Source organism: Pseudomonas sp. SWRI22 (assembly GCF_014268395.2).
Classification (GTDB): Bacteria; Pseudomonadota; Gammaproteobacteria; order Pseudomonadales; family Pseudomonadaceae; genus Aquipseudomonas; species Aquipseudomonas paracarnis.
Genome location: NZ_JABWQK020000001.1, coordinates 3675493 through 3697149, shown reverse-complemented (window position 1 = coordinate 3697149; position 21657 = coordinate 3675493). Strand labels below are relative to the sequence as shown.

General features: G+C 62.5%; 18 protein-coding genes and 2 riboswitches. Of the genes, 5 read left to right on the top strand and 13 right to left on the bottom strand.

Translation table 11 applies throughout. From position 1 onward, the window contains the following. Positions 1-46: 46 nt before the first annotated feature. From pepN to HU730_RS16160, 6 genes are read right to left on the bottom strand one after another with little or no spacing between them, the layout of a single operon-like run. Complete coding sequence (gene pepN / locus HU730_RS16185) at positions 47-2704, bottom strand: aminopeptidase N (protein ID WP_186527385.1); 2658 nt, start codon at positions 2702-2704, stop codon at positions 47-49. A gap of 13 nt (positions 2705-2717) precedes the next feature. Further along, complete coding sequence (locus tag HU730_RS16180; RefSeq protein ID WP_003190752.1) at positions 2718-3548, bottom strand: DUF2797 domain-containing protein; 831 nt, start codon at positions 3546-3548, stop codon at positions 2718-2720. Beyond that, the gene (locus tag HU730_RS16175; protein ID WP_005788688.1) at positions 3545-3805 is read right to left on the bottom strand and encodes a DUF1315 family protein; all 261 of its coding nucleotides are present in this window, start codon (positions 3803-3805) and stop codon (positions 3545-3547) included. The genes HU730_RS16180 and HU730_RS16175 overlap by 4 nt, the downstream gene beginning before the upstream one ends. Before the next feature lie 14 nt (positions 3806-3819). Further along, positions 3820-4689 (bottom strand): rhomboid family intramembrane serine protease, encoded by an 870-nt coding sequence (locus HU730_RS16170; RefSeq protein WP_186527386.1) that lies wholly within the window; start codon positions 4687-4689, stop codon positions 3820-3822. After that, the gene (locus HU730_RS16165) at positions 4686-5660 is read right to left on the bottom strand and encodes a metallophosphoesterase (RefSeq protein WP_161793215.1); all 975 of its coding nucleotides are present in this window, start codon (positions 5658-5660) and stop codon (positions 4686-4688) included. Before HU730_RS16165 ends, HU730_RS16170 begins: the two co-directional genes overlap by 4 nt. After that, on the bottom strand, positions 5657-6547 hold the full coding sequence (locus HU730_RS16160) for an NAD(+) kinase (RefSeq protein WP_003217892.1): 891 nt from the start codon (positions 6545-6547) through the stop codon (positions 5657-5659). Before HU730_RS16160 ends, HU730_RS16165 begins: the two co-directional genes overlap by 4 nt. Before the next feature lie 144 nt (positions 6548-6691). Here HU730_RS16160 and HU730_RS16155 point away from each other — a divergent pair, with 144 nt between their 5' ends. Continuing rightward, positions 6692-7639 carry a DUF1853 family protein gene (locus HU730_RS16155; RefSeq protein WP_096144261.1) on the top strand — a complete coding sequence of 316 codons (948 nt, stop codon included), beginning with the start codon at positions 6692-6694 and terminating at the stop codon, positions 7637-7639. Positions 7640-7879: 240 nt separating this feature from the next. Here HU730_RS16155 and HU730_RS16150 read toward each other — a convergent pair whose 3' ends face one another. The 4 genes from HU730_RS16150 to cobW all read right to left on the bottom strand — a co-directional run bounded on the left by HU730_RS16150 (position 7880) and on the right by cobW (position 14531). Then, positions 7880-8482 (bottom strand): VWA domain-containing protein, encoded by a 603-nt coding sequence (locus HU730_RS16150; RefSeq protein ID WP_034126054.1) that lies wholly within the window; start codon positions 8480-8482, stop codon positions 7880-7882. Positions 8483-8535: 53 nt separating this feature from the next. Further along, on the bottom strand, positions 8536-9540 hold the full coding sequence (locus tag HU730_RS16145) for an AAA family ATPase (protein WP_096144262.1): 1005 nt from the start codon (positions 9538-9540) through the stop codon (positions 8536-8538). A gap of 165 nt (positions 9541-9705) precedes the next feature. Then, a complete protein-coding gene (gene cobN, locus HU730_RS16140) occupies positions 9706-13467 on the bottom strand; it encodes a cobaltochelatase subunit CobN (RefSeq protein WP_186527387.1) in 3762 nt (1253 codons plus the stop codon). Positions 13468-13469: 2 nt separating this feature from the next. Continuing rightward, the gene (cobW, locus tag HU730_RS16135; protein WP_254914089.1) at positions 13470-14531 is read right to left on the bottom strand and encodes a cobalamin biosynthesis protein CobW; all 1062 of its coding nucleotides are present in this window, start codon (positions 14529-14531) and stop codon (positions 13470-13472) included. Between the two features lie 91 nt (positions 14532-14622). Then, a riboswitch (cobalamin riboswitch) is annotated at positions 14623-14823 on the bottom strand. Between the two features lie 41 nt (positions 14824-14864). Continuing rightward, a riboswitch (cobalamin riboswitch) is annotated at positions 14865-15078 on the top strand. 96 nt (positions 15079-15174) lie between these two features. On the opposite strand from cobW, the gene HU730_RS16130 reads away from it, so the two are divergent. From HU730_RS16130 to cobM, 4 genes are all read left to right on the top strand, one after another. Further along, entirely contained in the window at positions 15175-15363 is a 189-nt protein-coding gene (locus tag HU730_RS16130; protein ID WP_003190735.1) for a CbtB-domain containing protein, read from the top strand. An 11-nt stretch (positions 15364-15374) separates the two neighbouring features. Further along, positions 15375-16079: a CbtA family protein gene (locus HU730_RS16125; protein WP_072448423.1), complete on the top strand. Its 705-nt coding sequence runs from the start codon at positions 15375-15377 to the stop codon at positions 16077-16079. Next, positions 16076-16468, top strand: a complete 393-nt coding sequence (locus tag HU730_RS16120; RefSeq protein WP_186527389.1) for a cobalamin biosynthesis protein — start codon at positions 16076-16078, stop codon at positions 16466-16468. Before HU730_RS16125 ends, HU730_RS16120 begins: the two co-directional genes overlap by 4 nt. Positions 16469-16538: 70 nt before the next feature. After that, positions 16539-17285, top strand: coding sequence for a precorrin-4 C(11)-methyltransferase (gene cobM, locus HU730_RS16115; RefSeq protein ID WP_127880614.1), 747 nt, complete (start codon positions 16539-16541; stop codon positions 17283-17285). Positions 17286-17476: 191 nt separating this feature from the next. Here the strand turns inward: cobM and nfuA are convergent, their stop codons facing one another. The 3 genes from nfuA to HU730_RS16100 form a co-directional block, all read right to left on the bottom strand. Continuing rightward, positions 17477-18061 carry a Fe-S biogenesis protein NfuA gene (nfuA, locus tag HU730_RS16110; RefSeq protein ID WP_003190728.1) on the bottom strand — a complete coding sequence of 195 codons (585 nt, stop codon included), beginning with the start codon at positions 18059-18061 and terminating at the stop codon, positions 17477-17479. A 59-nt stretch (positions 18062-18120) separates the two neighbouring features. Continuing rightward, positions 18121-19143 (bottom strand): acyltransferase, encoded by a 1023-nt coding sequence (locus tag HU730_RS16105; RefSeq protein WP_186527390.1) that lies wholly within the window; start codon positions 19141-19143, stop codon positions 18121-18123. Between the two features lie 86 nt (positions 19144-19229). Beyond that, on the bottom strand, positions 19230-21521 hold the full coding sequence (locus HU730_RS16100; protein ID WP_186527391.1) for a fatty acid cis/trans isomerase: 2292 nt from the start codon (positions 21519-21521) through the stop codon (positions 19230-19232). Positions 21522-21657: the final 136 nt, after the last annotated feature.

Below are 21657 nucleotides of genomic sequence, written 5' to 3'. Positions count from 1 at the left end.
GTGAGTTCCTCGCGAGCAAGCTCGCTCCTACATAAAGCAATAAGGTTTACGCCAGGCTCTTGCTGACCACCTCAAACACATCGCTGGACAGCTCACCCGCGCCCAGGATGCGCTCCAGCTCCGCTTTCATCAGCGCCTGCCGTGCGCTGTCGTATTTACGCCAGCGTGTCAGCGGCGCCAGTTGGCGCGAGGCGATCTGCGGGTTCAAGGTATTGAGCTGGATCACCAGGTCCGCCAGGAAGCGATAGCCCGAGCCATTCGCCGCATGGAAGTTGATCAGGTTCTGCCCGGCAAATGCGCCCACCAGTGCGCGCACCTTGTTGGGGTTCTTGATGGTGAACGCCGGGTGCTCCATCAACGCCTTGACCCGCGCCAGCCCGCCCGGCAAGGTGCTGCCGGCCTGTACGCTGAACCATTGGTCCATGACCAGCGGGTTGTCCTTGAAGTTTTCGGCAAACACCGCCAAGGCCTGGGCTTTCTCTGCTTCGAACGGCGAGTTCACCAGCACCGCCAACGCCGTCAGGCGTTCGGTCATGTTATCGCTGGTGTCGAACTGATCCAGGGTGGCCGCCACCACCTCTGGCTTGCCGCTGAGCATCAAGTAAGACAGCGCGATGTTCTGCAGCGCACGGCGGGCGAAGTGCTCGGCCTCTGCCACGTAAGGCGTTTGCTTGGACAGCTCGCGGTTGGCCTGGTAGCGCAGCCACAAGCCTTCGAACAGGTTGTCGGCCAGTTGCTTGCGGGCAAACTCGCGGGCAGCGTGGATAGCGTCCACGTCCGCCACCTCGCTGATTTCCGTGAGGTAGGCTTCGCTCGGCAGCGAGAGCATTTCGGCGACCATGGCCTGGTCCAGGCTTTCATCGCTCAACACCGTGCGCAGCGCGTCGATCAAGCGCTGATCAAGCTTCAGCAGCTGGCCCGCCTGGTGCTGGCCGATCAGTTCCTGCAATACCTGCACCGCCAACTGCTGGCCAGCATCCCAGCGGTTGAAACCGTCGCTGTCGTGCTGCATCAGGAACATCAGTTGATCGCGGCTGTACGGGAAGCTGAGCTTCACCGGCGCCGAGAAACCACGCAGCAACGAAGGCAAGGGTTTTTCAGCGATGTCGACGAAGGTAAACGTCTGCTCCGCTTCGGTCACCGAGATTACCCGCGAAGTGTCGCCCGCCGTCGCTTCACCGGCCAGGCGCAAGGCAATGCCGGCGCCCTGCCCGTCCAGCAAGCCCAGCTCCACCGGGATCACAAAGGGCAATTTCTCGACCTTGTCCGGAGTGGGCGGGCAGCTCTGGCGGAAGGTCAGGCTGTAGGTCTTGGCCGCCGCATCGTAGGCCTCGCTTACCGCCAGGCGCGGGGTACCGGCCTGACTGTACCAGCGCTTGAACTGGCTGAGGTCGGCGCCATTGGCGTCTTCCATGGCCTTGATGAAGTCATCGCAGGTCACGGCCTGGCCGTCATGGCGTTCGAAATACAGGTCGCTGCCTTTGCGAAAGCCTTCGGCACCGAGCAAGGTGTGGATCATGCCGACCACTTCCGAGCCCTTTTCATACACGGTCAGGGTGTAGAAGTTGGATATCTCGATAAAGCTGTCCGGGCGCACGGCGTGGGCCATGGGGCCGGCATCTTCAGCGAACTGGTGGGTACGCAGGTACGCCACGTCCTGGATGCGCTTGACCGTGGCCGAGTTCATGTCGGCAGAGAAGCCCGAGTCACGGAACACGGTGAAGCCTTCCTTTAGCGACAGTTGGAACCAGTCGCGGCAGGTCACGCGGTTGCCCGACCAGTTATGGAAGTATTCGTGGGCGACGATGGCTTCGACGCGCTGGTGGGCGGCATCGGTGGCGGTTTCAGCGCGGGCCAGCACGGCGCTGGAGTTGAAAATATTGAGGCCCTTGTTCTCCATGGCGCCCATGTTGAAGTCGTTGACCGCGACGATCATGAAGATGTCGAGGTCGTACTCGCGGCCGTAGGTCTCTTCGTCCCAGCGCATGGATTTTTTCAGGCTGGTCATGGCGTGCTGGCACTTGTCGATATTTTCCGGCTCGACGTAGATGCGCAACGCGACTTCGCGGTTGGTCATGGTGGTGAAGCTGTCTTCGACGCACCACAGGTCTCCGGCCACCAGCGCAAACAGGTACGCCGGCTTCTTGAACGGGTCTTCCCAGGTCGCCCAGTGCCGGCCGTCTTCGCCAGGGCCGCTGGCAATCGGATTGCCGTTGGACAACAGCACCGGGTAGCTGTGTTGCTCGGCGATCACCGTGGTGGTGAACACACTCATCACGTCCGGGCGGTCGAGGTAATAGGTGATCTTGCGGAAACCTTCGGCCTCGCACTGGGTGCAGAACATGCCGCTGGATTTGTACAAACCTTCCAGGGCAGTGTTGGTTTCCGGATGAATCTTGACGGTGGTGTCGAGGGTGAAGGTCTCACTCTTTGGCTGCACGGTCAGGTGGCTGTCGGTCAGCTGATAGTCAGCGTCCGTGAGCAACTGGTCGGCCAGGTTGACACTCAACAGCTCAAGTTGCTGGCCATCGAGTACCAATGGAGGCAAACCGGCGCCGCGCTCGGGGTTGCGGCGCATCACCAACTGCGCGTGGACCAGGCTGTGGTCCTCGAACAACTCGAAGGTCAGGTGCGTCTCGTCGATCAGGTAGTCCGGCGCCTGATAGTCCTTCAGGTAAATCATCTTCGGTTGTTCGGTGCGCATGCTTGGGATCCTTCTACTGATGCACGGCGAGCTGGTAGGCCGTGTATTTACGAATGTTGATAACGCCGGTGTCGAAGATCAGGTATTGGCCCTTGATCCCCAGCAGCGTGCCTTCGGCAATCGGGTTCTTGTCCAGGTTGAAGCTGACGATCTTGGTCGGATACTGCTCGACCGGGTAGCGGATTTCAATCGGCTCGATGTCGGCAATGGTTTGGATGGCTTGCAGGCCAAAGCGTTCCTGCAAACCCAGCAAGCCCTCGGCGCAAGAGGCGAACAGCTCATCACGCACCTGCTTGAGGTCCACCGATTGCGCGTCGCCCTTGAGCAAGGCACGCCAGTTGGTCTTGTCGGCCACCTGGCTGCGAAACAGATCTTCGACGAAGCCCGATTGCTGGCGCGTCGCCACGCGCATGATCGGCAGCGCCTGGCTGGCGCCCTGGTCCAGCCAACGGGTGGGCAACTGTGTAGCGCGCGTAATGCCGACCTTGATCCCCGACGAGTTAGCCAGGTACACCACGTGGTCGGTCATGCAGAATGTCTCGCCCCAGCCCGGATCGCGGCAGGTACCGGCGTCGTAATGGCAACGCTCGGGGCTCATGATGCACAGGTCACACTGGGCCAGCTTGGTCATGCAGGGGTAGCAGTAGCCCTGGCTGAAGCTGGTCTTGGTCTTGCGCCCGCAATGGCTGCAATGAATCGCGCCCAGGTATTCCAGGCGTACATGGGTGCCGATCAACGGATTGACCGGCACCTCGGTGTCGCCCAGGCGAAAGGCGTATTGAACGGTCGGCTCACCGAGTTGCGCCGACATTTTGCTGACTGCACCGCGACCAATTTCAATCAATGGATCGCATCCGACTTGAACAGGATGTTCGCCACCGGTTCTGACTTGGACGCGCACTCCTGCGGGCCCATATAGCCGGTGCGCTGCTCTTCGGGCAGGTTCTGGATCTCCCAGGCGATCATCGCTTGCAACGACAATTCGCGCTGCTCGGCGGTGAGCTTGCGGCCATCGGACCATTTGCCGATCTCTACCGCGAGCTTGAGGCTCTCGTAGATGTCCGGGGTGATGTTTTCGATCATTTCAGCAAAAGAGGACATAAGGCTCTTCCTTATCAAAGAGACGCTTTGCGACGGTTGTACAAACCACCGAGCAAACCCGTCAAGCAACCGATGACCAACCCGCCCACATGGGCCGCGTTGGCGATTTCGCCGAAACCGATCATCGAGACCAGCCCCGACAGGCAGAGCAGCAACCACACCAGCATCATCACCAGCACCCCACGGGGCAGGCGATAGGCCGGGTTGGGCGACAATAATTGAAAGATCCAGCAGTGCCCGAGCAGGCCGTACAACACGCCGGACAAGCCGCCAAACAAGCCGGGGCCACCGTAGGCGTATTGCGCGTAGTTGGAGACCAGGCTGAACAACAGGGTCAGGCCCAGCAGGTTGATGCTGCCCTGGCGCGCTTCAATGCGCCGACCCAGCTCCCAGTACCACATGCCGTTCATGGCCAGATGCAGGATGCCGAAGTGGATGAGCATCGGCGTGACAAGGCGCCACCACTGCCCCGAGGCCAGCGTGTCGGCCAACGGCGTGAACTGGATGTACTCGCCCAGCACCCGGAACGGCAGGAAGGTCAGCCAGGCCATGGTTTGCAGGTTTTCGCCGAGCAACGTCACGGCCGCGACGATGAGGCTGGCCAGCAAAACCAGCGCGGTGACCGGGCTATGGCGCACTTGCTGGACAAAACCTGGCCGCGTAACCGGCGCCTGCTCGGGAATATCCAGTTGCTGGTCGGGGTCGCCAGCGGGGAAGCGTTGATACAACACGCGCACATCGTCGCTGATGGCCTCGGGCACCCACAGCACCTGTTCACCGGCCTCCTCGCTGACGCGGTGCGGCACCTGCATGCGGTGCAGCAACTTGACGAAACCACCCAGGTCAACGCTCAGGGGCAAGCGCAATACAGCTACGGTACTCATGGAATGGCCTCTGGTCGCTCAACGTCGACCCATACGAATTTACGCGGATCCAGCTGGGTTTCCTGGTCCAGCCGATACGCCACCAGCTTGCCGTAGAGCACGGCGCTATAGTCCAGGCAGGCCAGGTTCGGGCGGATCGGCGCCGGTTTGCCGCTGCGCCAGTAGTGGCCGACGAACAACAGCGGTTCATCGACGCCATAGCGCAGCAGGGAATTCTTTTGCGTGGACGACAACGGCGTGCGTGCCACCGGCTCTGGCAAGGCGTCGGGCTGGAACACGATGTCGCCGTAGGTCTTGGGGTCGTCTTCCCAGAACTTGGTGCGAAAGAACGACCGCGTCAGGCCATCGCCACCGGTCAGGGTGAGCCCATCGGGCAGGCGCATATCGGTGCCGCGCAACAGGCGATCGAATGCATTGCAGGCGAAACTGCCCGGTACGGCGGCGGCTTGCAGGAAGTGTTGGTCGATGCAGCCGTCCGGGAAGGTGGCGCGCAGCGGCTGGATAAAACTGTCGTCCCAGCACGCGTGCACTACGCGAAAACGCCCGGCGTCGACAAACAGCGGCATGTCGTAGAACCAGCCGAGGAAGTCGTGCCAGTCGGCCGGGTGGTGTTCGAACTGGGTCAGGGTCTCTTGGATCAAGCGGGCGTGGCGCGGGTTGTGCTCACGCACGAACTGCTTGCCACTGCCCGGCGGTGCCGGCGTGGTCCAGCCCAACGCATTGAACTCGTGGTTACCCATGATGCACAGCGCCTGGCCGGCCTCGGTCATATCGTGGACGATATGCAGCGCCTCACGGATGCGTGGGCCACGGTCGATGATATCGCCCAGGAACACAGCCATGCGTGACGGATGGCGCCAAGTGCCGCCCTGCTTGTGGTAACCCAATTGGTCGAGCAAGTGCTCAAGGGTATGAGCGCAACCGTGCACGTCACCAATCAGGTCGTAGCTACGCGCGGGATCGAGCATCAGTCGCCTCCACCTCCCAAGCGGCTGCCCCAGCCCAACTTGGTGCGGCACACTTCGTAGTAGTTGTGATCCAGCGGGTGGATCAAGCGCAACTTCTGTGCCTTCTTGCTCACGGTGATGGTGTCACCGGGGGCGCAGGTGAAATGGTTCTGCCCGTCGCAGGAGACTTGCGGGTAGATTTGCATGTCTTTGGACACCACGATTTTCAGCTCACTGTTGCCATCGACCACAATTGGCCGACTGGACAACATATGGGGGTACATCGGCACGATCACAATGGCATCGAGCTTGGGGTGCATGATCGGGCCGCCGGCCGACAGCGCGTAGGCGGTAGAGCCGGTGGGCGTGGCGACGATCAGGCCGTCGGCCTTCTGGCTGCAGACGAACTGGCCATCAATGTACAGCTCGAACTCGATCATGCGCGTGGACTTGCCGGGGTGCAGCACCACGTCGTTAAGGGCATCGCCCTGGCCGATCGCCTCGCCATGGCGGCGCACTTCGGCCTGCAGCAGGAAGCGGTTCTCCACCAGGTAATGGCCGTCGAGCACCTTGGCCACTTCGACTTCCAGCTCATCGGGGCGGATATCGGTCAGAAAGCCCAGGCTGCCACGGTTGATGCCCAGCACCGGCACGTTATGCCGCGCCAGCGCCCGGGCAGCGCCGAGCAGGCTGCCATCGCCACCGACCACGATGACCATGTCGCACACCTCGCCGAGCATCTTGCGCGACGAGGTTTGCAGGCCGTGGCCAGGGAGGATTTCAGCGATGGTGTCTTCGAGGATCACATGCAGGTGGCGCTCGAGCAGAAACTTCTTCAGCCGGCGGACGGTGTCCAACACCTGGGTACTGCCCAGGCGACCGATAATGCCGATATTGCGAAATTGCTCCATGGGGCTCCTGCGGGATCTGGGGTGAGGCAAAAAGAGCGATTATGGGCGAAAGGCCGTCTCAGGCAAAATCCTTTGTCGCCGCCAAGCCTTGATGACAATGGTTCTCAGGCACCTTCTGCGCGCTGAAAAGGCTATGCTCGGACCATGACCCCATTCCCCGACTTGCACACCCTGCCCCGCCAACTGCGCCACCCCGAGGTGCGCGACCTGGCGTGGGTGATGCTCGCGCCGCCGATGCTGGCGCAGACGCCTTGGCCGCAGCGCCATCCGCTGGCGGGCAGTGACTGGGTACAGGCTCCTCACCAGCTCGAAGCCTGGCTGCGTCAGCTGGACCAGGACAGCAGCACGCTGCAGCAGTGGCTGAGCCTGTCACGTACCCGGCGCCTGGGCCTGTACTACGAGCGCTTGTGGCAATTTGCGGTGCAGCAGGCGCCGGGTGTGGAGTTGCTGGCCGCCAACCTGCCGATCCGCCGTGCCGGGCACACGCTGGGCGAACTGGACATGCTGCTGCGCGACCGCGATGGGGTGCACCACCTGGAACTGGCGATCAAACTCTACCTCGGCCCGCAGGACGGCAACGGCCAGGACGCTACGCAATGGCTGGGGCCTGGCTGCCATGATCGGCTGGACCGCAAACTCGCGCATCTGGCCGAGCATCAATTGCCAATCTCCGCGCGGGCAGAAAGCCGCGAGGCATTGGCGGCGCTGGATATCCAAGCGTTCGATGCGCACTTGTGGCTCGGTGGCTATCTGCTCTACCCCTGGCCCGGCGCGGCGCTCTGCCCCCTAGGCGCACACCCGCAGCATCTGCGTGGGCGCTGGTTGCATCAGCGCGACTGGACAGACTTTGTCAGCACCCGCCCAGAGGGTCGCTGGCAACCCCTGCCCCGCCATGCCTGGCTGGCGCCCGCGCATTACCTGGCCGATGAAGTGTGGAGTGAGGTGCAGATGCAAGACTGGCTGGCAGAGCTAGACCCAATGGCCCCGGCGCAGTTGCTGGTGCGCATGGTGCCGAACGGTGAGGAGTGGGAGGAAGCCGAGCGGTTGTTTCTGGTGGCCGATCTTTGGCCGAATGTGCCGGGGACAGGCTGATAGGTGTGTGGTGTTTGAGGGCCTCATCGCAGGCAAGCCAGCTCCCACAGTTTGACCGCGCCGCTGGCTTGCCTTTTGTAGGAGCGAGCTTGCTCGCGAAAAACTCACTGACTCCGCGTTCATTCAGCAAACACGGGTTATCGTTGACGTTTTTCGCGAGCAAGCTCGCTCCTACAGAATTGACCGCAGCGCCGATTCCATGTGGGAGCTGGCTTGCCTGCGATGGCGATAGCCCAGGCGCTACAGCTTATCGATGTGCTGATACTCCAACTGCAAACCCACCGCCAATTCCTCAGCCCGCCCCAACCTGATCGGCCCACGCTCGATGTCAATCAACATGCCTGGACACTCCAATCGCGGCAGCGCGCCCATCGCCTTTAGCCGCCCATCGGTCACCACCAGCAACTTCTGTTGCTCGGCAGGATAGCGCTTGCGTCGCGCCGCCAACCAATGCCCCGCCTCGGTCAGCGCAGCCAGCAACGGCGTCCCGCCGCCCGCTCCCAACTGCTCCAACCAATCGGACAAGCCTTTCGCCGCCTTCAAACCTTGCACCTGCCACTTCGGCGATTGCCCGCTGGCCGTCAATAACGCCATACGCGCCCGTTGGCGATAAGCATCATCAAACAGCTGGGCCAGCAGCCCCTTGGCATCGGTCAGTGCCCGATGGCGCCGCGTGGACGCCGAGGCATCGACAATCACCAGCCACAGTTCAGGAGCCGACCGGCTGCGCAGGTGGAACAGCAGGTCCTCACGGCATTGCGGCCGCCCACCCAGCAACGTGCCCGGCCAATTGATCGCCCCGCGCTGTGCGCTGCGGGCCTTGCCCTGCCGGCCGGTGTTCAATCGCCCCGCCTGGGGCCGGGCATCCGCCCCCGCGTCAGGTCGGGGGCGGATGCCTAGGGCTTTTTTGGCCAGGTGGGTACATCGCGGCGTGCGCCCGTGGGCAAGGCGGGGGCGGGCATATCGCCCCACTGGCCTTGGCCGGGCGAGGTTTCAGAAGGTGACGACGACGGCCCGTCATTCGGCTGGGGCGGCGCGCCTGCCGGCGCTTGCTGCTGACGTCGATGGCGCAAGGCAAACTCCGCCACCGCGTCGATATCTTCCTGCTCGATAGCAGCGGCGCCACGCCAAGCCGCATGGGCACGGGCGCCACGCAACCAGACCAGGTCGGCACGCAGGCCGTCGACCCCAGCGGCAAAGCAGCGCTCGGTGATGCGGGCCAACGCCTGGTCATCCAGGGCGATCCTGTCTAGCCGTGCCCGTGCCAGGGTGCAGCGTTCGCGCAAGGCAGCTTGCGCTGGCGCCCACTGCGCGCAGAACGCCGCCGGGTCAGTGTCGAAATCCAGGCGACGCCGGATGATCTGCCCGCGCTCGGCGGGCAGAGTCTGCCCGCTCAAGGCCACGTTGAAGCCGAAGCGGTCGAGCAACTGCGGGCGCAACTCGCCCTCCTCCGGGTTCATGGTGCCGATCAGTACAAAGCGCGCCGCATGGCGATGGGAAATCCCGTCGCGTTCGATCAAGTTGGTGCCGCTGGCGGCTACGTCCAGCAGCAGGTCCACCAAGTGGTCGGCCAGCAGGTTGACTTCATCCACGTACAACACCCCGCCGTCAGCCTTGGCCAACACACCGGGGGAGAATTGCGCACGGCCGTCGCCCAGCGCGGCATCCAGGTCCAGGGTGCCGACCAGGCGCTCTTCGGTCGCCCCCAGGGGCAAGGTTACAAACTGACCGCTGGCCAGCAGGTCTGCCAGCCCACGGGCCAGAGTCGACTTGGCCATGCCGCGTGGCCCTTCGATCAGCACGCCGCCGATCTTCGGGTCGATGGCGGCCAGGCACAGCGCGAGCTTCAAGTCATCAGCGCCGACCACGGCGGCCAGCGGAAAATGGGGAATATCAGTCATAGTCAACTCTTAATAACGCGTTCAAACGCTCCCGCGTGGGAACGCTTCGCTGGACGCTCGGCGTCCGTTCTTGTGACGCAGAGCGTCACGGGCTGCATTCCCACGCGGAGCGTGGGAACGATCAGCGGAGCGAGGGAAGGATCAGCGGAGCGCGGGAATGATCACTCAGCTGTCTTCTTCTATGTCCAGCAACAGGTTTTCCAAGGCTTCGCGGTACGCCCCCGGTGCCTGCCACAAGCCACGTTGCTGGGCTTCGAGCATGCGCTCGGTCATGTCGCGCAGGGCATCGGGGTTGTGCTGTTGCACAAAGGCACGGGTGTCAGGGTCCAACAGGTAGGCATCGGCGAGCAAGGCGTATTGGTGATCGTCAATCAGCGCGGTGGTAGCGTCGAAGGCGAACAGGTTGTCCACAGTCGCGGCCATTTCAAACGCGCCTTTATAGCCATGGCGCTTCACGCCTTCGATCCACTTGGGGTTGGCCGCACGGGAACGGATCACCCGGTTGAGCTCTTCCTTCAAGGTGCGGATTTTCGGCACGTCCGGCTGGCTGTGGTCGCCATGGTAGCTGGCGGCGTTTTCGCCGCTCAGGGTTTCCACGGCGGCCAGCATGCCGCCCTGGAATTGGTAGTAGTCGTTGGAGTCGAGCAAGTCGTGCTCGCGATTGTCCTGGTTCTGCAACACCGCCTTCACCTGGCTCAAACGCTGGGCAAATTGCTCGCGGGCCGCAGTGCCTTCGTCAGCGCCACCATAGGCGTAACCACCCCAGTTCAGGTAGACCTCGGCCAAGTCCTCGCGGCTCTGCCACAAGCGCCCGTCAATCGCGCCCTGCACGCCCGCGCCATAGGCACCCGGTTTGGCGCCGAAAATGCGCCAGCCGGCCTGCTTGGCCGCGGCACCTTCATCCAGGCCCGCCTCAAGCAATGCTTGGCGTTCACTGCGTACTTTGGCGGCCAGCGGGTTCATGTCGTCGGGTTCATCCAGGGCGGCCACCGCCTGCACCGCCGCATCGAACAGGCGGATCAGGTTGGCAAACGCATCGCGGAAGAACCCGGATACGCGCAGGGTCACGTCCACCCGCGGGCGGTCCAATAAGCTGATCGGCAGGATCTCGAAATCGTCCACCCGCTGACTGCCAGTGGCCCATACCGGGCGCACGCCCATCAGTGCCATGGCCTGGGCGATATCGTCACCGCCGGTGCGCATGGTCGCGGTGCCCCATACCGACAGGCCGAGCTGGCGCAGGTGGTCGCCATGGTCTTGCAGGTGCCGCTCAAGAATCAGGTTGGCCGACTGGAAACCGAGACGCCACGCCGTGGTGGTTGGCAGGTTGCGTACGTCCACGGTAAAGAAGTTACGCCCCGTAGGCAGCACATCCAGCCGACCGCGACTCGGCGCACCGCTGGGCCCGGCCGGGACGAAACGCCCATTCAAGGCATCGAGCAAGCCGCGCATCTCTGCGGGGCCGCAAGCATCCAGGCGTGGCGCGACGACAATGCGCAGGCTTTCGATCACCGACTTCACCTCCTGCCAGCCGGGCTCTTCCAACTGTTCGATGGGGCCTTCCAATGCCTGCTCGATCAAGCGCGCCGCGTACAACTCCAGACGTTCACGGGTATCCCCGGCCGTACGCCACAGCTGATCGTCAATCTTCTGCAACACCAACGGGCGCCGCCCCGTCCAGGGCTCGGCCAGTGCACAATCGAGCGGATCAAACCCCAGGTCGAATGCCTTGGCCAACACACGCAGCAGACTCGACTGCGGGCCCCGGCCATCGCCACGGGGAATGCGCAACAGCGCCAGCAAGGTGTCGATACGCAAACGGCCCTCGGGCGACTCGCCAAAGATATGCAGGCCATCGCGGATCTGCGATTCCTTCAAGTCGCACAGGTAGGTATCCAGGCGCGGCAGCCACACCGCCGCGTCCGCCTCACTGCCCAGTTCAAGCTCCTGGTCGATACGGGTTTCGCGCACCAGCTTGAGGATGTCTTTTTGCAGCTCCAGCGCACGGCGCGGGTCGAGCAATTGCGCCTCGTAATATTCGTCGGCCAATAACTCAAGGTCACGCAGCGGGCCGTAGGTTTCGGCGCGGGTCAGCGGTGGCATCAGGTGGTCGATGATCACCGCCTGGGTGCGCCGCTTGGCCTGGGCGCCCTCACCCGGGTCGTTGACGATAAACGGGTAGACATTCGGCAGCGGCCCCAGCAATGCATCCGGCCAGCAGTGCTCCGACAGGCCCACGCCTTTGCCGGGCAGCCACTCCAGGTTGCCGTGCTTGCCCACATGGATCACGCCGTGGGCGCGGTAGGTATGGCGTAGCCAGAAATAGAACGCCAGGTAGCCATGGGGCGGCACCAGGTCCGGGTCGTGGTACACCGCGCTGGCATCTACCTGGTAACCCCGGGCCGGCTGGATGCCGACAAAGGTCAGGCCCAGGCGCAGGCCGGCGACCATCAAGCGGCCATCGCGGCACATCGGATCGTTTTGCGGCGCGCCCCAACGCTCCAGCACGGCCTGGCGATTGGAGGCCGGCAAACGATCAAACATCGCCTGGTATTCCACAAGGCTCAGGCTTTGATGGCAGGGGCGCAGGTCGAGGCTGTCGAGATCGTTGGTGACGCCGCCGAGCAGTTCATGGATCAGCGCGGTGCCGCTGTCGGGCAGCCGCTCCGCCACCGGGTAGCCCTCGGCTTGCAAGGCGCGCAGGATATTCAGCGCTGCCGCAGGGGTGTCCAAGCCTACGCCGTTGCCGATGCGACCGTCGCGGGTCGGGTAGTTGGCGAGGATCAACGCAATCCGTTTCTGGGCATTGGGCACCCGCGCCAACTCGACCCAACGGCGTGCCAGCTCAGCGACAAAATCCATGCGTTCGGGCGCTGCGCGGTAGCACACCACGTCCGACTGGCTGCGCTCGCTGCGCCAGGCCAGGTCCTTGAAACTGATCGGCCGGCTGATGATGCGCCCGTCAAGCTCCGGCAAGGCAATGTGCATCGCCAGGTCGCGGGGCCCCAGGCCTTGTTCGCTGGCCTGCCAGCCGGGTTGGTTGTCCTGGGCGCAGATCGCCTGGATCACCGGGATATTGCGGCGAAACGGGCGCAAATGCGGCGCTTCCGGGCTCGATTGGGCAAAGCCGGTGGTGTTCAGAATTACCGCGGCTTGCACGTCATCCAACAGGTCCTCGACCACCGAGAGGCAGCCGGGTTCTTTCAAACTGGCCACCGCGATAGGCAAGGGGTTGAGGCCCGCCGCCTGTAAGCGCTGGCAGAACACATCAATAAAACCGGTATTGGCAGCCTGTAAATGGGAGCGGTAGAACAGCACCGCAGCCACAGGCCAATCGGGCTGCCAATCGGCCTGCCAGTCATTGAGGCGGGCATTGGCGTTGTGCGGGTGATAGATCGCCGTGCGCGGCAGCGCTTGCGGCTCGGCCCAGGCATAGTCGCGGCCCAGGTGGGCACTGGCCAGGCAGTGATAAAAATCCAGGGCATTGCCCAGGCCACCTTGGCGCAGGAAGTGCCACAGGCGCTCGCGGTGTTCGGCAGCAACAGTGCTCAGGCCGCTGAGTTCCGGGTCCGGACGGTCGTCACCCGGCACCAGGATCAGGGTGACGCCGCGTTCGGCCAACTCCACCAGGCGCTCGATGCCGTAGCGCCAATACCCGATACCGCCGTGCAATGACAGCAGGATGACCTTGGCGTGGCGCAATACCTCGTCCACGTACAGGTCGACCGAGGCATGGTTCTGCACCTGCATCGGGTTGGCCAGGCGCAGGCTGGGGTAATCCTCGGGCAATTGCTGGGCGGCTTCGGCGAGCAGCGCCAGGCTGGAGTCGCCGCTGCACAGGATCACCAGTTCAGCGGGGGTCTGGCCAAGGTCGGCAATATTGTCGTCCGCGACGAAACCACCGGGTTGGGTCCTGAGCAGGTGCATGGTTAAACGCTGAGGGCAGCGCGCAATTGCGCTTCGAGGCCAGCGGCGTCCAGTTCCTGGCCGATCAGCACCAGGCGCGTGGTGCGTGCTTCGTCAGCGCCCCAGGCACGGTCGAAGTGTTTGTCAAAGCGCGTGCCCACACCCTGGATCAGCAGGCGCATCGGTTTGTTGGGGATCGCGGCGAAACCTTTCACCCGCAGGATGCCGTGCTGCACCACCAATTGGGTCAGGGCGTCGAGCAGCAGCGCCTCATCGGCTTGGGGCAAGTCGATGGAGATGGAGTCAAAGGCATCGTGATCGTGGTCGTCTTCACCCTCGTGGTGATGGTCGTGATGGCTGTGACGCCCGTCGATATGCTCTTCGGAACCGGCGCCCAGGCCGATCAGCACGTCCAGGGGCAGACGACCGCTGCTGGCTTCGATGATCTTCACCGCCGGCGGCAGTTCTTCGGCCACTTCCAGGCGCACGCGGGCCAGGTCTTCGGCGCTGATCAGGTCGGATTTGTTGAGGATCACCAGGTCAGCGCTGGCCAGTTGGTCGGCGAACAGTTCGTGCAAGGGTGATTCGTGGTCCAGGTTAGGGTCGAGTTTGCGCTGGGCGTCGACCTGGTCCGGGAAGGCGGCAAAGGTACCGGCGGCCACGGCTGGGCTGTCGACTACGGTGATCACCGCGTCAACGGTACAGGCGCTGCGGATTTCCGGCCACTGGAAGGCTTGCACCAACGGCTTGGGCAGGGCCAGGCCCGAGGTTTCGATGAGGATATGGTCCAGGTCACCGCGACGGGCGACCAGTTCGCGCATCACCGGAAAGAACTCTTCCTGCACGGTGCAGCACAGGCAACCGTTGGCCAGCTCGTAGACGCGGCCACTGGCCTCTTCTTCGGTGCAACCGATAGAACACTGCTTGAGGATTTCACCGTCGATGCCCAGCTCGCCGAACTCGTTGACGATCACCGCAATGCGACGGCCCTGGGCGTTGTCGAGCATATGGCGCAACAGCGTGGTTTTGCCCGAGCCAAGGAAGCCGGTAACGATGGTGACGGGGAGTTTGGCCAGTGTTTTCATCGGATGCCCTTTGGGGCGGGCATACGGGACGACAGGCCCTGCGGCAGCGCGCAGCAGCGGATTCGTCACCGGATCACCCCGCCCGGTTGAATTGGAAAATCGGTTGCGAGGCAGGTCTCCTGGCTTGGGGTGTGCAGGTCTTGCGACCAATGCTGACTGCGCCTTCCCGCCCTATCGGCAGTGGCGTGGCAGTCAACTGAACCCTTCACAGTTGCGGGGGCAGCCGCGGCTTGAACCGCGTTCCCTTCTTAGCTTCGGCCTGGGCCGAAGAACCTCGAAGGTGCAAGGCTACAGTGGCTTGCAGCATTTGACTACCGTCCCGGCCCATGCTCTCCTACACGCCTTGTTTCGGGTGCCCTTCACAGGGTGAAACGGGAAACCGGTGCGTCATAGACCTATGACCAGTCCGGTGCTGCCCCCGCAACGGTAAGCGAGCGAAGCGTCACGGCCACTGTGCTTTTGCATGGGAAGGCGATGCTTTCAGGAGGACTCTTTCAAGAGCCGCCCCTCGCAAGCCCGGAGACCGGCCCGAAAAATTCAGATAACAAACCCGCGGTGGGCGGGCGCTGTTCAGAACCCTGCGTGCCTGGCGCGTGGGGTTTTCATGCGCTCGTTTCACCCTGACACCTGAAAGGGACGCGCCATGTCGATCATCAGCAGCACTTCGCACACCGCTACTAGCACCGCCACCCTCAGCCAACGCCTGACCGCCGCCATCGGTGCGTCGATACTCGGCGCGTGTTTGGTGTATTTCGCCGGGTTCTCGCATATCGAGGCGGTGCACAACGCCGCCCACGATACCCGCCACAGCGCCGCGTTCCCGTGCCATTGAGAGCTGCCGACATGATCAAGCGTATTGCGCAAACCGCAGGGTTCACTGGGCTTTTGGCTGCCTTGCTGCTGACCCTGCTGCAAAGTTTCTGGGTGGCACCGCTGATCCTGCAGGCGGAAAGCTTTGAAAAAGCCCCGCCAGCCGCTGAAGTGGTGCACGAGCACGCCGCTGGCGCTGCTGCCCACAGCCACGATGCCCAAGCCTGGGAGCCGGAAGATGGCTGGCAGCGTGTGTTGTCCACCACTGGAGGCAACCTGGTGGTGGCCGTAGGCTTTGCACTGATGCTCGCCGGCCTCTACACGCTGCGTGCGCCGACCCGCACTGCCCAAGGCCTGCTCTGGGGCCTGGCCGGCTACGCGACCTTTGTACTGGCACCCACCCTGGGCCTGCCGCCGGAACTGCCGGGCACTGCGGCGGCTGACCTGACGCTACGCCAGACCTGGTGGATCGGCACCGCAGCCTCCACCGCTGTAGGCCTGGCGCTGATCGTGTTCGGCCGCAACTGGCTGTTGAAAGGCCTTGGACTGGCGATCCTTGCCGTACCCCACGTCATCGGCGCGCCGCAACCTGAGGTACATTCGATGCTGGCCCCGGAGGCGCTCGAAGCGCAGTTCAAGATCGCCGCGCAATTGACCAACGTCGCCTTCTGGCTGGCCCTGGGCCTGATCAGCGCCTGGTTGTTCCGCCGCAACCGCGACGACCAATACTCGGCATGATGCTGGTTGTCGGTTTGGGCTGCCAGCGTGGCTGTGAGGTTCACAGCCTGCTGGCGTTGCTGGACGGAGCCCTGGCCGCGACAGGCATTGATCGCTCACGCATAACTGCGCTGGCAAGCATTGATCGCAAGCGCGATGAACCTGGGCTGCTGGCGCTGGCCCAGCGGTTGAACCTGCCCTTGCAGTGCTTCAGCGCCGAGCAACTGGCGGGCTATGAGCATCGGCTAAGTCATCGCTCAACGCTGGCGTTTGCCCATACCGGCTGTTATGGGGTGGCCGAAAGCGCCGCCCTGGCCCTGGCGGAGCACCTGTCCAACGGCCCCGCGCGCCTGCTGATCACCCGCCAGAAAAGCGCACAGGCCACCATTGCATTAGCCTGCGCGGGCTAAAATCCCGATAATTGCCGCTTTTGAGCATGAGCCGTGTTCATGCTCACGCGTTTCTGAACAGGACTTCTCCATGACCGTCTACTTTATCGGCGCCGGCCCCGGCGACCCGGAATTGATCACCGTCAAAGGCCAGCGGCTGATCCGCAGTTGCCCGGTGATCATCTACGCCGGCTCGCTGGTGCCCGCCGCCGTACTGCAAGGTCATCAGGCGTTCCAGGTGGTCAACAGTGCCGAGCTGCACCTGGAACAGATCATGGAGTTGATCAAGACGGCCCATGCCAAAGGCCAGGATGTGGCGCGGGTGCACTCCGGCGATCCCAGCCTGTATGGGGCGATTGGTGAACAAATACGCCATTTGCGTGAGCTGGGCATCCCTTTCCAGATCATTCCAGGGGTCACGGCGGTCGCGGCGTGCGCGGCCTTGCTGGAGACCGAACTGACCCTGCCGGACATCGCCCAGAGCGTGATCCTGACCCGTTACGCCGATAAAACCAACATGCCGCCCGGTGAGAGCTTCGACAGCCTGGCCCGCCATGGTACGACCATGGCGATTCACTTGGGGGTCAATCACCTGGAAAAGATCGTCGCCGAACTGCTGCCCCACTATGGCGCTGATTGCCCAATTGCCGTGGTGCACCGAGCGACCTGGCCGGATCAGGATTGGGTTGTCGGCACCCTGACAGATATTGCCGCCAAGGTCACAGCCAAGGGGTTCCGGCGCACGGCGCTGATTGTGGTGGGCCGGGTGCTGGCCAGCGACAGTTTCGGCGAGTCGTCGCTGTATCGGGCCGGGCATGCCCACCTTTACAGACCCTGATTATGTGGGGTGGCTTGCCCTAATCCCCGTAGGAGCGAGCTTGCTCGCGAAAACCCCATAGGCGCCGCGCTTATTCAGCAAGCATGCATTATCGTTGACGCTTTTCGCGAGCAAGCTCGCTCCTACAAAGAGCGCATAAAAAAACGGCGCTCACGGGGCGCCGTTTTTTATGCTCGCAGTGAACACCTTACTCAGTAGTAGGCGTTTTCTTTCTGCGTGTGGTCGGTCACGTCACGTACGCCCTTGAGCTCCGGGATGCGTTCGAGCAGGGTGCGCTCGATACCTTCGCGCAGGGTTACGTCCGCCTGGCCGCAGCCTTGACAGCCGCCGCCGAACTTCAGTACGGCAATACCGTCATCCACCACGTCGATCAGGCTCACCTGGCCGCCATGACTGGCCAGCCCCGGGTTGATCTCGGTTTGCAGGTAATAGTTGATGCGCTCATTGACCGGGCTGTCGGCGTTGACGTTCGGCACCTTGGCGTTGGGGGCCTTGATGGTCAACTGGCCGCCCATACGGTCGGTGGCGTAGTCGACCACGGCGTCGTCCAGGAAGGCTTCGCTGAAGGCGTCGATATACGCGGTGAAGCTTTTGAGCCCCAGGGCAGTGTCTTCAGGCTTTTCTTCGCCGGGCTTGCAGTAGGCAATGCAAGTCTCGGCGTACTGGGTGCCGGGCTGGGTGATAAAGACGCGGATGCCGATACCTGGGGTGTTCTGCTTGGACAGCAGGTCAGCCAGGTAATCGTGGGCGGCGTCGGTAATGGTTATGGCAGTCATGGAAACTCCTCACAGGCTTGCCCGCAGTTTACGCCAAATTATTACGCAGGTACAAAGTCCTAGTATTTTTGTCGGGAAATAATTACCGAGTCATCAACGCCCAGCCAACGCTTTAGCACGCGATAGGTTGCCTTCTCCAGCCATCGATAGCTCGCATAAGCGCCCAAAGCTATCACCACGATGCACATCAGCAGCATCGTGTAAGGGTCTACACCCATTCGCTGGGCAACAAAATACCCAACGGCGAGCACCGGCACGTGGATCAAGTACACCGAATAGGAACAATCCCCGAGCAACTTCAAAAAGCGGGAGCCTTGAAACCAGGGCTCCAACGCTACACAACTGATGACTAGTACCGCACTGGGCACTCCCCATTCCAGCGCACGCGGTATATCGGCGCCATGATAAATCGCCGTTAACGCAACGACGATACCCAGCACCGGCAGCCACGGCTTGGCCTGGCACCTACCCCGTCGATACATGATGCCGATCATAATGCCCATCAGAAACTCCAGCACAATGCCATTGCTGTAGAACCCACTGGCCAACCCCAGGGCGGGGCCGATATAGCACATCAGATACAGCAACGTGGCCGCGACCCACAACCGACAGGATTCGCGAACCAACAGCGCGACTGCAAACAGCGCATAGAACACCATCTCGAAATTCAGGGTCCACCCAACACCCAGCAGTGGGTAGACCTCTACACCCGGCTCGCTTGGAGCTGCGATGAACAGCAGCGACATCAGCACATAACTCGGATCAAGATGCTCTTGGGGAAACACCGAGGGCACTGTGGCAACCAGAACAATCATCAACAGGGTATAGAACCAATAGGCCGGGACGATCCTTGCCACGCGCATAAGCATGAAACGCCAAGGGGTCAGGGCTTTGTCCGCAGTCGCAAGAAAGATCACAAAGCCACTGATGACAAAGAATATATCCACCCCGATACCGCCTTTATCGGCAAGCAGATACTCCAACGCGTTATGTGCCTCAAAGTCGAAGAACAACTGCATGAAATGAACACCCACCACCATCCACGCCGCCAGGGCGCGTAGCGCCTGCACTGAAATCAACATCGTCGGAGTACCTTTTCCCGGTTTATCGATAGATATCCGACTGCTTCAGCGCCCGCGTGGTGGGGTGACCGGATCAATACCAGCAGTTATAGGTTCTCATAGCGGTTCATGTCCAATACGCCCTCTTCCACCGGCGTGGTTTCGTGGATGTACCGCGACAAATCATGGAAGTACTGCCAGAACAGCGGGTGACTGCGGCGCACACCCCAGCGGTCGACGATTTTCTCGAAGCTCTTGGCGTCCTTGGCCTGCTCCATCAGCGCGACAAACTCAGGCACTTGCCGGGCCGGGATATTGAACATGAAGTTCGGGTAGCTGCTGAGCACACCCGGGTAAATGGTGACAGTGTCCAGGCCCGGCTGATAGCGATACGCCTCACCCAGCAGAAACGCCACGTTACTGTGGGCACGGTTGCGCAGCAGGCTGTAGACCTCGCGCTTGCCGCTGGCAGTTTCGATGCGCAGCATCGTGGCTTCGGGCAATTGCTCGATCACCTTGAGCCCCGCGGCCGGCCGCGAGGTCAGGCGGCTCAGCGCTTGTTCGGCATCCTGCAAGGCCGGGTCGATGCCGTCGCGGGAGCAGAACGCGCCGCTGCAGCGGTTGATCGGGTCGGGGCTGGCGTTCAAATGGCCGTAGCGGGTCAGCAACTGGTTGGCGAAGTCACGCTTGGGGTCTTTTTCGCTCAGGTGCAAACCACTGGCCTTGTCATCGTCAATCGCTTCGTAGTCCAGCCACAGCTTGAGCTTGCCGCTGTTCTGGTACCAGTCGTCCATGAAGTCTTCGCGGGTGTCGGCGGGCATCAGGCGCAGGAAGTTCTGCTCGGCACCGTTGCGGATCAGGTCGAAATACAGGCGGGTCTGGGCCTGGTGCGAGACGTTGCCAAACACATCGAAATTCACCGCCAACTGGTAATAGGTGCGTTCCAGCAGTGGGTAGTCGAACAGCCACATCGTCTGCGGAACCTCGCCAATCAGGCCCTTGGTCACCGAGGCGCTGTCGAAATGGCGGAAAATGCTCAACAAGGCATTGTCATTGCCCGCCCACAATGTCGACCAGCTCGGCGCCGGCAGGTCTGCATAGTTGTCACGGCGCAAGGCTTCGTACTGGTTGCGCTTGTCGCGATAGGCCAGCCACAGGCTCAGCACGCTGCCCACATCGTCATTCTGCCCGGGCATGGCCAGCAACGGCGTGGCCTGGCCGCGATAACGCGCATCGGTGACGTACAGATCGTGGTCGGGGTCCTGGAACAGCGTCCAGAAGTTATCGCGGATCACGTCCGTGGCGATCTGCCCACGGCACACCGGCCCGCGAATGAAGGTACGCACGAAGTACTCAGCGTTATCGAGCATGAATTGGTAGCGCGCTTTAGCCGGGATGGCTTCGAATGTCGCGAACGGGTTGGCGCGGCTGCCGGGGCCGTAGCCTGGCAAGGCCGTGACCTGCCAGTCGCCTGCGTAGAACAACGCCTTGATCCGCGCCATCCTCGCCGCGCTGAAGGGGTAAGTGATGTGGGTTTTATGCACGATCACGCCCTGCACCGGCCACAGGCGGTAGTACACCTGGGTGCCGGGGTCGTCGTTGGGGCGACGGGTGGCGATCAGGTCAATCGGCTGGCCACTGGGCGTACGCGAACGCACCCACTGGAAATAATGCCCCGGCTCGCCGTTCTCGAAATAGATATGCGCCAGGAACAAATGCTCGAACAGCCAGCGCGCCACCAGGCTTTCCCGGGCGCCCGGCTGGTTGAACAGGTTTTCCCACTGTTGCACTTGCAACGCTTCCCTGGCGCTCGGCGCCAGGCCCTGCTCGTCAATCGGCGCGCCGGAGGCCAGCCAGCGTTGCAAAGTCTGGTACTGCTGATCGGTCAGGCCGGTGACCGCCAGCGGCATGCCTTCCTTGGGGTGAGCGCCGGCATAGGCATTGAACTCGCCGGGCGTTGCGCACATATTTTCGCGGTTGAGCCCCAGCACAATGTTGTCGGGCAGCTTGGCATTGGGCGCCAGCGGCGCGTTGTGCCCCAGCTCCAGCATGCGCGCCATCAGCGCAGCCTGGCTGCCCTGGGCGTCCAGCACCGAATAGAAGCCCTTCTGCTGCCACGCCTGCTTACCGAATGCGTCATAAAACAAACGCGTCGTTGGCGTGGCCTGGCTGCGCTCGCCGTCATACACCGGCATTTTGCTTGCCCCGCGTGCGGCGCCCTCGGCGCTTCCCAGGTTGAGCTGGCAGGCGGAGTCGTAGCAGGCGTGGCAGGCCACGCATTTCTCGGTGAAGATCGGTTGGATATCGCGGGTATAGGAAATCGCCGAAGCGGGACCCTCTGCCTGCGCAGTACTGGCTATCAAGGCCAGGACGGCGCTGACGATCAAACGAAGTGACATGTATCGGGTCCCGATTCAAGGCGTGCGGTCTGTGAAATGGCGGTGATTCTACCGGGCCATGACCGCCAGCAACATGAGCGATATTCATGCACAACCCGGACATGCTCCAAATCGGCACAGGTTTGCTATGATTCAC